The organism is Catenulispora pinisilvae, from assembly GCF_015356865.1.
Lineage (GTDB): Bacteria > Actinomycetota > Actinomycetes > Streptomycetales > Catenulisporaceae > Catenulispora > Catenulispora pinisilvae.
The window spans coordinates 1-11,494 of sequence record NZ_JAAFZA010000292.1; the positions used below are offsets into that span (position 1 = coordinate 1).

Here is an 11,494-nt window from a genome sequence, read left to right on the forward strand (position 1 = left end):
CTCGAAGTCACCCGCTGACCGCGGCAGACGATCTAGACCGCAGACACCCGCCTACGAACAGGATGAACACCCGCAAACCCGATCACACCAGTACCCTGACCAGCGACGTCATGTTGGCATTCGCTCATTGCATGCCGAGGAAGTGCGTCGAGGACTGTCCGGCACGTCGGTTGTTCCAGCAGCCGTGCGCCTGGGACTGTCGCGACAATCGCGGCCGTCTCGGCGGTCATCCCAGGCAGGTCGGAGTCCGGAACGATCAGCAGGCCTGGGTCTTCGGCGGCGGGCTGACTGCTGCGGGCATGCTCTAAAGCACGTACGGTCGTGACGTAGGACGAAACAACACGATCGAGGACTCCGTCATCGGTCGAGCGACCTGCGGCGTGCAGTGGAAGGAAAGCGAGAACGCCGACTGGGCACCACCAGATGCGTGGCCATTCCTCCCCCTCTCCGGGAGGGCCCGTATGGCCGAGGTGGCGCAGCACGGGCTCGCACACAACGTCCCACACCCAGACCAACGTTTCGCCGACTTCTCGTTGAGCAGCCATCCGCCGCTTCGGGTCATGAGCGGGATTGGTGGCCCGATTGCAGGAGACCACGAAGTCTTGGGCGTGTTGCAAAGCCTCCTTTTGGTTCAGGGACGGCAGCGACACGGCCTGCACCGGCTCGGTCGCCGAACCAGTGAGGATCAATGCGTCGCTTCGAGAAGTGCTGGACGAGACATAGATCAACGGTCCGTCCTGTGCCTGCGGGACCAACTGTTCGATTCGGGGCGCGCGTAGGAAGTTCTCGAACCCGCAGATTGCGCGTACGCGCTCGACCAGACGCCGCCACTCCGCGTATGCTTCGCGACGCTCTTTGGCGACCCGCAGATCCGGATCCCGCGTCGGTTGCAGCATGTCGGAGTCCGACGTGGCGGCGGCTGCTTCCACGTCGCCACGGTCCAGCAGGTCAAGGCGCTCGCGGATCCGGTCTAGTTGGTCAGCCAGCGTGTGGTCGTAGTCGCGCAGCCGCTTCTGGTCGTGGCCGCGCAAACCCAATACGTCTGCGACGAGGACGCCTCGCACGCGCTCCAGGAGTTCCACCGCGCGATCCGGCCGGCCGGCATTCAGCGCTGCGGCCGCGGCTTCGCCCGGCAGGCCGGAGATACGGCTGACCTGGTGCTCCCGGTCGGGCAGCGCCAAGCTGCCCGGTGCCAGGACGTCCACTAAATCGATCGCGTCCTCGATCGCGGCCAGGCCTGCATCGGCGTGTTGAGCGTCCGTACACAGCAGGGCGAAACTCCGGTACGCGCGAATGCGGACGAAGGTTGCCGCGGCCTGGTCATCCGCTGCTTCGCGATATGCATCGCGTGCCTGACCGAGCGCGTCTTCACGAGCCGATTCCTGATGCTCGGCCAAGGTTTCAAGGACGACAGCGAGATTATAGAGATACATGGCGCGGTTGGGATGGCCGGCGGGAATAAGGGAGACGGCCTTCCGTGCCAGAGCTACGGCTTCTGTCAGCACGTCAGGATTGAGCATCTCGATGCTGCCCATCAGCCGCCTCAAGGCGAATACGAGGGGGCTCTCGGTGGTATCGGAGAATGCGAGTTCTCGCACCGTGACCGTGCCCGCGTTCTTGAACGCGGTCAGCAGCGCTCCAGCCAGAGTGCTCGCGCGCTGCGCGTAGTCGGGATGATCTTCGGGAGTGTGTTCCAACGCGTTTCGCGCAAATTTTACTGCTTTCATGACGGCACTCACCTGCTTGGTGTCATCGTGCGACATGTCCAGCAGTGTCGCGAGGTTGGCGAGCCTGCCAGCGCGGTCGGGGTGATTGGGGGGCGTGAGGTCGACAGCCTGCTGCATGTAGTCAATGGCTTGCTTCAGTATCTCCCGTCGCCGGGTGCGACCGTAAAGCGCCTCGTACGCGGTTGCGAGATTGTTCAGATACATCGCACGTCGAGGATCGCGGTCGGATGTGATTGCCACTGCCTCCCGCTCGGCTTGAATCGCCTCGTCGAGGTGTGCCACCTCACCGTCGCTGTCGTAGCAGAGCCGGGCAGCCCCACCGAGCAATGTCAGATACAGCGCGCGATTCGGATCGCCTGTACGCGGCGTCAGAGACACCGACTCCCGCGCAAGGCGAAGCGCCTCCTTGAGTAGGTCTGGGTGGCTCCTTTGTTGAAACAGCCGGATGAGGGCGCTTCCGAGATTGTGGAGATAGAGTGGGCGTTCCGGTCCCGAAGGCGTTAGCGCCACGGCCTTTCTATCCGCTTCGATCGCCTCGTGGATCAGCTCCAAATCGCCGGTCTGTGAATGCAGGCTGAAAAGCGCTGCCGCGAGTGTCGCGCACCGCTTCGCCAGACTCGGATCCGACGTTGCGGTTGCAGCCACGGCTTTGCGCCCGTAAATCACCGCATCCTGTAGAAGTTGCGAGTCCCCGGTAACGGCGAAGCGGTCCTGCAGTGAGCCGCTGAGGACATGCAGGACTTCGACCCCGCGTACGTCATCCGACGGATTTCGGTTCACAGTCTCGTGCGCGGCACGGACCGCCTCCGTTTCCCGCATGCTCTCGTCGGAATCAACCTCTCCAGCCTGCTTTTCGAGGAGGAAGTTCAGGCTGTTAATCTCGCGCGCGCGATTCGGATGGTGTTCCGGGGTGAACTCGACGCAAAGTCGCGCGATCCGGACAGCTTCGTCCAAGGTCTGAGGATCCTTGGTGGTCAGATACAGATTGCGCAGCGACACACCCAGGTTGCTGGCGCAGTGGCGCAGCGACGAATCCAGCGTCGAGAGCGCGAGCGCGACGGCTTCCCGCCCTGCCTTCACCGCGGCACGCAGGACGGCGACATCCCCGCTGTGGTCGAACAGCATTCCCAGCGCGATGGCCACGTCGGTCAGCCGCCGAGCGCGATCGGGGTGCCCAGGCGGTGTGGCGGCGAGCGCCTCGTTGAACAAGCGGGTCGCCAATTCCAGCAGCGGCAGGAGGCCGGTGTGCTGGTACTCGTCGACAAGATACTGCGCCTGCTCCAACGCCGTTGGTCGGTTCCGGTCCGGCATGGCACCCCCGTTTTGCTGCTATGTGCTCCCCATATTCTCAGGGATCTTACTCACTGACAGTCAGCTTCAGGTACCATCTCGTTTCGAGACGGGCTTAGGGGAAGGACGCGCTGTCGGTGGATACCGCGATGCGGAAGCGGACGGGTCTGCTGTGCGACCAGCTCAGCCGATGGCCGTCACTGTGGGACATCGTACGCGACGGCGGCGGGGAGCAGCACCTCACGGACTTGTTGACTCTTCTCGGCACCCCGGATCCCGACCCGACAGCGGTCGGCTTGTTGATCGACGCTGTGGAGCAGGCCTGCGCCCGGCAGGGACTGGCGGGATTCTCGACGCGTAGTGAGAGCGGTGACAAATTCCCCAGCATGACAGGCTTGCCGCCGATGCCGATCCCACCTACTGACGTTGTAGCGTGGACCTGCCCGATGGATCAGTGCGTCCGGGTTGTCGCGCCCGACGAGACCGACGGGCTGCCGTCCTGCGCTGTCGCCTCTGGTACAGCCGGAGGCAAGGCGACGCCTATGAGACCTTACAAATTCCCGGCACTGTGAGCGCGTTCCTGGCCGGGGTCGGCGCCAAACTCGCCGACCGTTGGGTGCAATTCCTCATGCTGCCCGGCCTGCTGTGGACTGGGGCGTTGGCCGCGGGAAGCCACCTAGGCCAGAGCCATCCCTTCGCCGTTATGAACCTCAGCCACTGGATCGATGCGCTGGCCAGCAAGCCCGCCGCGCATGCTCCGGGCACAGTCGTGCTCACCGCCGCCGGGGTACTGCTAGCAGGTTTCGGCATCGGGTTGCTGGCCGTTGGTCTCGGCGGTCTGGTTGAGCGTATATGGGCAATGCCTGGGGAACGTCCGCCCGGGACCTGGCTGGTGCGCTTACGTCACCACCGTTGGCAGAACACGAAGGATCAGTTCAAGAACGCGATCCTCGCTGCCGTGGCAGCGGAATCCCCTGCCACGGCTCCCGCTGCCGCCAATGCGGTGATCCCGCCAGACCTGGCTCGCACTCAAACGCAGGTCCGGATACTTGTGCGCCGCCGACATCGGCTCGGTGCCGAACCGTGGCGCCCGACGCGAGTCGCGGAGCGTTTCGAACGCACCATCGCCCGTGCCAGGGCGGTCAACGGCCTGGACGATCTGCCCTCCGTGTGGCCACGGCTTTGGACCGTGCTGCCAACCGAGCTGCGCAGCGACATCACCGCCGCACGCGGGGCCTATGACGCATCTGCCAGGCTGACCGCCTGGGGTCTGCTCTACGCCTTGATCGGCCTCGTATGGTGGCCCGCCATCCTGATCAGCACCGCAGTGCTAGTCACCGCTGGCTCCCGCGCCCGTGACGCTGCCTCAGCCCTAGCCGACCTGATCGAGAGCGCGGTAGACCTGCGCATCAAGGATCTCGCTGAACAGCTGGGAACACCAGTGTCGGGTGATCCTGTCGAGATCGGACGCGCGTTGAGCGCCCGGCTGTGCGCTGGTGAGTTGCTCCCAGCTCGGCCTCGGCGCGTATAGACCAGGACCGATAGCCGCCTATCAATCCGGCAGGTCTGCCGTTGGGCCACGCTCAGGAATCGAAGGCACGCCACCGACAGAGCCTCAAGACAGGCGGCGTCGCGGTCGACGACTACTCTGACCAGTGCTGGACGCTGCAAGAGATCGAGAGCGATCTCAAGGTCGACGGGCTCGGCTTCTTCGACTTCCGTGGCCACTACGAGCAGCACTACCAGACGTGATCTCGCCCCGGCCAGGCAGCGCGTTCGCATCAGCGTCACAGTGACGGCTATACGAACGTTCGCTATACCGTTATGCGACATCTGAGCTGGTCAGAACTTTGAAAGCTCTGAAGCATTGAGTGCGGACGCTCGTGGTTGTATCAGTGCATCCATTCAGCGAAGCGTTCGGTCGTGCGCTGTGATCGGCAGAGGGCTCATCCGCTCGTCGCTATCGACAGGCCCAGCGGGTAGGCGCCAGTGTCGGACTCGGCGTGAACAGGCAGTCCGGTGCGGGTCTTGGTGGCGGCGATGCTGTTCACCACGGCCTCGTGGCTGGTGAGCGGCCGGCCCCGCCAGTTCATGGTGTCATGGTGGTGCTGGACCGTAGTAAGTAGCTTTGAACTAAGCTATCAGCCCAGGTCATCCGGGGGATAGCTGGTCCGGTGATGCGGGAAATAGATCTCCTGCCCGCGGAGTCGTATGCGAGGTCGACATGGACTGCGATCTCAATGAGGCGCGTGGTGTTCAGGTCAGGACTTTTTGGCAGGACGTCGTTGCTGTACCCGCCTGGCGCCGGCTAGCTCGATGATCGCGTCGTCCTTGCGGAGCTGTGGGGCTCGCCGCCCCAGGCGACCTCGCGGGCTTGTGCCCGCGCCGCCCGGATCCGTTCCAGCGCCGCGGCGTCGATCCCGTCCAACACCCGCCACGCTGTGGCTGGCGAGGCTACGGCACCAAACAGTTCAGGCTTGTCCCGCGGCACGGCCAAGTCTGATATCGCCTCGCCGCCGTCGGCCAACATCACCGCTACATCCACGGCAACCCAGCCGGGATCGTGTCCGCCGTCCCGCCGCCGCATCGGCGCCAACGCCGTGGATAACACCTGCTCCAGCCCGATGGCGTTTGCCAGATCGGCCACCAGCCGCGCTCCGGCGTGGCTCACCACCCCGCTCCCGCCGGCCGTGACGACGAGCTTCGGACGCGGAGATGTAGGGTTCACCAGGAAAGTGCTTCGGTTCTGGGCCGTTCTCTATCTCGACAATCAAGATCATCCCAGGTGCTGGGGCACTTCCTCGTTCCGGGGGTCAGGACACCGATTCACCTGATGAACGCGCCGGGCTTAGGTGGAAGTCCGCCAGGAAGACAGAATAATCCCCACGAGGCATCGATTGACCTCAGAGCGCGTATAGCCTGACCGCATGAAGCATTCCACGGCGGGTGAGTCGGGTGACGGCCCATGCCTGCGCGGAATTCGCGAGGCTGCCGACCTTAACTTGAAAAAGGCGGCGGAACGTGTCGGGTACACCGTCGGTCATTTGAGCAATGTCGAGACGGGAAAGCGCGGAGCCTCGGCGGAACTCATGAGAAGGTATGATGGTCTTCGGTATTTGCCATCACACCCACCGTCGGCCGACCGCCACGGGGGCGTCACGTCCCCTGATTCTCATGGCCAGGGCGATCGAGGCGCCGACGACTTCGGGATCTTGTTGATGCGGCTTCGTCTCGAACCAATGCGGGCGGAACTTGCGGAGGAAGCTTGCGGCATATCGCGGCATTGTGATCCAGCGGAGCTTCTTCACAACGGCTACCAGACGCTCCGGCGGCTGCGTGCGACGGCTCAAGGGGCGGGACCGTACAGCGTCCTGTTCGAGCTGTCCCAGAGTGTGCGGCTGATATCCGCCGCCGCGACGCTACTGTCTTTGAATGTGTGATGTCGTGTGCTGACAGGCCGTGATCCCTGCGGTACGTCGTAGGTGTGAGGTATCCGCAGGGTGGGGGCCTGACCGCCAAGCAGCCCGAGTTCCGCGAGCAAGTCCGGCTGTCGGCTATGGCCTTCTTCGAAGCCGGTGATGACAACAAGGCCGTGGCCAAGGCGCTGCGGGTGTCAGTGCGGTCGATCGAGCGGTGGCGCGCGGCATGGGAAGTCGACGGCGAGCAGGGTTTGTACTCCAAGGGGCCGGCGTCACTGCCGAAGCTGAGTCCGGCGCAGTTCCAGGTCTTGGAGGACGAGCTGCGCAAGGGTCCGGCCGCGCACGGCTGGGACGACCAGCGCTGGACGCTGGCCAGGATCAAGACGGTGATCGGTCGCCGGTTCCACAAGTCGTACACGATCCGCGGTGTGTGGGGGTTGATGCGCCGCAACGGATGGTCTTGGCAGGCCCCGGCACGTCGCTCCGTCGAGCGGGACGAAGCGGCCATCGAGTTGTGGAAGAAGGAGGTGTGGCCGGCCGTGGAAAGGCGGCCGCGGCCTCGGATGCATGGATCGTCTTCGAGGACGAGTCCGGGTGCGTCTTGAGGCCGCCGCATGCCAAGACCTGGGGTAGGCGTGGGCAGACGCCGGTCGTCACGGTCCGTGGGCGCGGCTCGGGCCGGGTCAACATCGCAGGCCTGACCTGCTACCGGCCCGGCCACCGCTCGCGCCTGTTCTACCGCCTGCTGGTCTACCACGGTCGTAAGAACGAGAAGAAGGGCTTCGGCTGGTCCGACTACCGCGACCTGCTGACGGCCGCGCACCAGCAGCTCGTCGCCCCGCTGATCGTGATCTGGGACAACGCACGCACCCATTGGATGCCTGGGATCACTGAATTCGCCGCCGAACACGACTGGCTGACCCTGGTGGCGCTGCCCAAGTACGCCCCGGAGATCAACCCCACCGAGGGCATCTGGTCGCTTATCAAGCGGGGCCCGCTGGCGAACCTGGTCCCGATCGGCCTGGACGAGCTGGCCGGCACCGTCCGTTTCGCGCTCAAACGGATCCAGTACCGGCCCGAGCTCGTCGACGGCTGTCTCGCGGAGACCGGCCTGGTCATCCACCCGCCCTGACCCGCGACGACATCACGCATTCAAAGTCAGTAGCGACGCCCGCACTCCTCAATCAGCTACCAGACCCCAGCCGCGGCCCGAAATGCCTGGCAGTAACGGATGGCAACGGCCGCATAAGCCGAAGTGATGTCAACAACCACGTCGACTCCATAAGGTAAGGAGGCAGGCGAACGGCCACGTGCGCCGGAGTCTGCATGGGCAGATCGCATACCTCAAAACGTCGGTGCGCAAATCAGCAACACGCTATAATAGGTCGATGATAAGGGTGGAGGCGCAAGATCATCTTGGCGCGTTGGGAAGACTTTGAGAATTTAGCCGAGCAGATCTTCGCTGAGCTCCAGCCCAGCGCCGACGTGAAGCGGAACGACTTCATCGATGGCCAGTTCAGCGAGAAGAAGCGTCAGATTGACGTGTCCATCCGATGGAACGACGGAGAAGACGCATATCTGACGATCGTGCAGGCGAAGGACCACGGCAGGCCAGCTGACATCAAGATCGTTGATGAGTTCCTGTCTGTCATCAGGGATATCCAGGCGACTGGCGGCATTCTTGTCTGCCGCTCAGGCTTTACCAAAACCGCTCACACGTATGCCCGCAACTGTGGCGTGTCTCTGCTCAATATTCATGACGCCCAGTCCGCGAACTGGGCGCTCGAACTCAGCATCCCAGTCGTGTGGGTCGAGTTGATGCCGGTGGTGCAGTGTTATGGATCGCCATACTTCGAGGCGGGGAATAGTTTCCCGACTGATGATCCTCTCGGACTGCCTCTCACCACGAGCGATAAGAGGCACCGAGTCAACCCAGTATCGACATTCGAGAAGTTCTGGAACAGCCCAGCGGCGAATCGTGAGGTTGGCGTCGAACACAACATCACATCGAGCGATCCTGTATACGCCATCGTGTACGACGCCAATGAACAGGTTCAGCTACGCCCGGTCGAAGGATTCCGTATCGCCTATACCGTCGAGCAGAAGGCATGGCTTGGGAGGTTCCGGCCTGCCGACTGCCGCGGCCTGATCGACTACCTCGACAACCGGGCGTTTACGGCAAGCTACCTGCCCATGACTGAGATCCCGGCCCAGCGTAACGAGGGATGGGAGCCGATTGACGACCCCCGTGCCGTCGTGATCAGGTCACGCGGCACGCTCGTAGGGACGACCGAAATCAAGTTCGTAAGCGGTGGAGCATTCGGGAAGCTCGACGTCAGTTACCTTGGCCCGGAGCTTCCGGAGGAGCGAAGTGTCTAGCCTCACACGATGGATTCTCGATCTCAAGGCGGCAGTCGAGAACGGCGATCGGCCGTACTTCCCCGTTCGGCGGCTGCTCGTACCCGGTCTTGAGCCGTTGCACGGCGACGGCTTCATGCGTTTCCAGCGGATTGGGCCGGTCTACCGTCCTGGAATGCCCCCAGAGTCGATGTCGGTAGTCCAGTGGTGTGCCGCCGGCCAACCGGGCGACCATCTGAAGGACTCAGAACTCGGCGCGAGCATAGGCACAGTCCTGAGCTTGCTCCTGGACCGTCGCATCGAGGTCTTGGAGGAAGTGCCGCTGAGCATGGAAGGAGCCCAACAAACGACCTTCGTTGGGTTCAACAACGTCTTCGATCGTCGTCTGAGCTCGCCCTTCGAAGCCGCGGGTCTCGATGCCCGGATACGTGATCTGCTCTCTCAGCTCGTCTCTCTCGCCGAGGACGACCAGGCCACCCTGACAGCCGCGATGGATCTGCACTATGGTGCGACGCTTCTGTTTGAGAAAGATCTAGCGGCGGCTTACACGCTCATCGTTGCTGGCCTCGAAGTCATGTCGCGCCAGTACGGCGAACCGCCGACGAACTGGGAAGCCTGGGAACAAGCACGCTCGTGGGACAAATTTGCTCGCGCTCAAGGGCTATCGGATGTGCAAGCCGAGGCACTTCGAGCAAAGCTCATGAAGAGCCAGTACCTCCGGCTCAAAGAGACGTTCGTGAACTACGTAGCCGAGAGTCTTGAGGACGGCTTTTGGGAGCAAGAGTGGAGGGAGTGGATCTATGACGTGCGGATGCCCGAAGGCGTCTACGGCGAGGGTGGATCGTGGGCGGTAGAAAAGCATATCCGAGACTTCGTGACGCAGGATCGAGGCGAGCTTTGCGGCGGGCTGCGAAAGACTTACGATGCCCGGTCTGGCTTTGTGCATAGCGGCAGCAGAGCCATCAGTACTGCGAATGAGATTTACGGGCTAGTCCGGCACGCGTCGGCCGATCGGCCGCTACCGTACTCCGTCCTACGATCGATGCTTGCAGAGCTCATCAAGCAGGAGGTCCGAGACAGGGCAACCGGCTTCGAGTTGCCCGAGATTGTGATGTCTAACGATCCGCCGCCCGCAGCCTGAGTTGCCGCTGTCCCCGCAGCTCCGCGGACAATATTTTGCTTCGTACCGTAGTTACTGTAGGTCCCGCATGACGGCGACGGACCGGTACTCGGGCAGAGTCGCGGGGTTCAGCCTGGCCTCCTTGGCTTGCGTCCACAGCTGGCCGAAATCCCGTGCAGGAGCAGGGCAGGGAGAGGCCTCTTGTGCGTATTCGATCCCATCTTCTGTAGAAAGCCAGACCTTCATGAGCAGCAACCTGTCCCTGACGAATCGCGTCAACCTCACCATCGAAGGGGCGCCGCCGAACGTCACCACACTGACCCGCGCACTTGGTGGGGCCCGCGTCGAGATCCGTGTGACGGCATGGGCCAACGTCACACCGGATCCGGCGCTTGCCGGGATGAGCTTGGCATGGAATCTGTAGTTCCGGGCCGGGAGCGCGCACCAGAACCCGCTCATACTGTGCGCGGAGAGCACGGAAGACCTGTTCTCGCCGGGAACCCACCCCAACATCGTCACGCTGGTGGGGTGGGTCACGGATCAAGCATTGCGGGAGCTGGAGGAGCTACGGGCCAGCGGTGAGTTGTCGCTGAGCCTGGCCAACCCGCAGGTGACATGGATCGAGGGCACACCGCCGGCCTTGAGGCAGGTGACCGGGAGCAGCCTGGACTTCCAGGTGTATTCGGAGCTGTGGGCCGTGGAAGTGGAGAAGGTGGTCGCGTCCTCCTACATCAACATCATGGTCCCGGTCACCGACTACGAGGACCTGGCTGCCGCGGTTCGGCGGCTGCGGACCGCCCGGCAGCACATCGGGGACGGAGACTTCGAGGCCGCTGCGGGGAACTGCGCAAGTCGCTGGAACCGGTGCGCGCGCACTACGGCGTTGTCGCGGCGTTCGACGCCATCTCCAAGAAGCCTGCGAAGGAGCGGTCGAAGGAGGAGCGCTGGGCGCTGCGGGTCCAGCATATGTTCAACTGGCTCAGCGCCTTCGAGCACGATGACTCCGAAGCCATCAAAGATTGCACCATGGACCGCGCGGAGGCGATCGACGCTCTGGTCGACGTAGCCGGAAAGCTCCACCGGTTGGCTACCGACCGCCGCGCCGGTCGGTAGGTGTCCCTATTCGGTCAGGTCTTCACACCAACTTGGTCGTTGCTGTCGGGTCAGCGCACTAGTAGCTTGTCGCTGCTTAGCTCTGGCATGTTCCGCTGGGTAGGTGGAAGGTGGTGGTGGGTCTTCCTTCCCTTCGTCGGTCAGGATTGTGATGTCTTCGGTGAAGAAGCGGCCGGTCGTGCTGGACCCGGCTGATCGCCAGGAGTTGGTTCGGATCACCACGACAGGGGTGCATCCGGCCTCGATGATCCGGCGGGCACGGGTCCTGCTGGCGTTGGACACCTCGATGGGCCCAGAGGATCTCAAGGAGGTGATCGCGGCCCGGCTGGAGGTCTCGGGTGAGACGCTGCGGCTGGTGGCCAAGCGGTTCGCCGACACCGGCGGCGACGTGTGGGCCACGGTCGGCCGCAAACAGCGGGCGTTCCCGCCGGTGGCCTCGCCGGTGACCGGAGAAGTCGAGGCCAGGC

Annotated in this window: 10 protein-coding genes and 2 pseudogenes; 9 read left to right on the forward strand and 3 right to left on the reverse strand. The window is 63.5% G+C overall.

The window, feature by feature from the left end:
* Positions 1-32: 32 nt before the first annotated feature.
* Positions 33-3,038, reverse strand: a complete 3,006-nt coding sequence (locus tag IZR01_RS43385; protein WP_194927228.1) for a hypothetical protein — start codon at positions 3,036-3,038, stop codon at positions 33-35.
* A gap of 547 nt (positions 3,039-3,585) precedes the next feature.
* On the opposite strand from IZR01_RS43385, the gene IZR01_RS43390 reads away from it, so the two are divergent.
* Together IZR01_RS43390 and IZR01_RS43395 are read left to right on the forward strand one after the other, a co-directional pair.
* Positions 3,586-4,548, forward strand: coding sequence for a hypothetical protein (locus tag IZR01_RS43390; RefSeq protein WP_194927229.1), 963 nt, complete (start codon positions 3,586-3,588; stop codon positions 4,546-4,548).
* 41 nt (positions 4,549-4,589) lie between these two features.
* Complete coding sequence (locus IZR01_RS43395; protein WP_194927230.1) at positions 4,590-4,769, forward strand: hypothetical protein; 180 nt, start codon at positions 4,590-4,592, stop codon at positions 4,767-4,769.
* 171 nt (positions 4,770-4,940) lie between these two features.
* Here the strand turns inward: IZR01_RS43395 and IZR01_RS43400 are convergent.
* Positions 4,941-5,113, reverse strand: a pseudogene (locus IZR01_RS43400) (ISAzo13-like element transposase-related protein); the annotation flags it as partial.
* A gap of 260 nt (positions 5,114-5,373) precedes the next feature.
* Positions 5,374-5,745, reverse strand: a pseudogene (locus IZR01_RS43405) (IS1380 family transposase); the annotation flags it as partial.
* Positions 5,746-5,944: 199 nt separating this feature from the next.
* On the opposite strand from IZR01_RS43405, the gene IZR01_RS43410 reads away from it, so the two are divergent.
* The 7 genes from IZR01_RS43410 to IZR01_RS43445 form a co-directional block, all read left to right on the forward strand.
* Complete coding sequence (locus IZR01_RS43410) at positions 5,945-6,457, forward strand: helix-turn-helix domain-containing protein (RefSeq protein ID WP_194927231.1); 513 nt, start codon at positions 5,945-5,947, stop codon at positions 6,455-6,457.
* A 44-nt stretch (positions 6,458-6,501) separates the two neighbouring features.
* Positions 6,502-7,568 (forward strand): IS630 family transposase gene (locus IZR01_RS54840; protein ID WP_438939722.1). Its coding sequence is split into 2 segments (ribosomal slippage): positions 6,502-6,976 and positions 6,976-7,568, totalling 1,068 coding nucleotides; the frame shifts between segments, so codons are not numbered across the junction.
* A gap of 284 nt (positions 7,569-7,852) precedes the next feature.
* Complete coding sequence (locus tag IZR01_RS43425; RefSeq protein WP_194927234.1) at positions 7,853-8,815, forward strand: restriction endonuclease; 963 nt, start codon at positions 7,853-7,855, stop codon at positions 8,813-8,815.
* Positions 8,808-9,935 carry a hypothetical protein gene (locus tag IZR01_RS43430; RefSeq protein WP_194927235.1) on the forward strand — a complete coding sequence of 376 codons (1,128 nt, stop codon included), beginning with the start codon at positions 8,808-8,810 and terminating at the stop codon, positions 9,933-9,935. The genes IZR01_RS43425 and IZR01_RS43430 overlap by 8 nt, the downstream gene beginning before the upstream one ends.
* A gap of 223 nt (positions 9,936-10,158) precedes the next feature.
* Positions 10,159-10,338 carry a hypothetical protein gene (locus tag IZR01_RS43435; RefSeq protein ID WP_194927236.1) on the forward strand — a complete coding sequence of 60 codons (180 nt, stop codon included), beginning with the start codon at positions 10,159-10,161 and terminating at the stop codon, positions 10,336-10,338.
* Between the two features lie 440 nt (positions 10,339-10,778).
* Positions 10,779-11,027: a hypothetical protein gene (locus tag IZR01_RS43440; protein WP_194927237.1), complete on the forward strand. Its 249-nt coding sequence runs from the start codon at positions 10,779-10,781 to the stop codon at positions 11,025-11,027.
* Between the two features lie 151 nt (positions 11,028-11,178).
* Positions 11,179-11,494: helix-turn-helix domain-containing protein (locus IZR01_RS43445; RefSeq protein WP_194927238.1), on the forward strand; the 316-nt coding region annotated here is incomplete at its 3' end.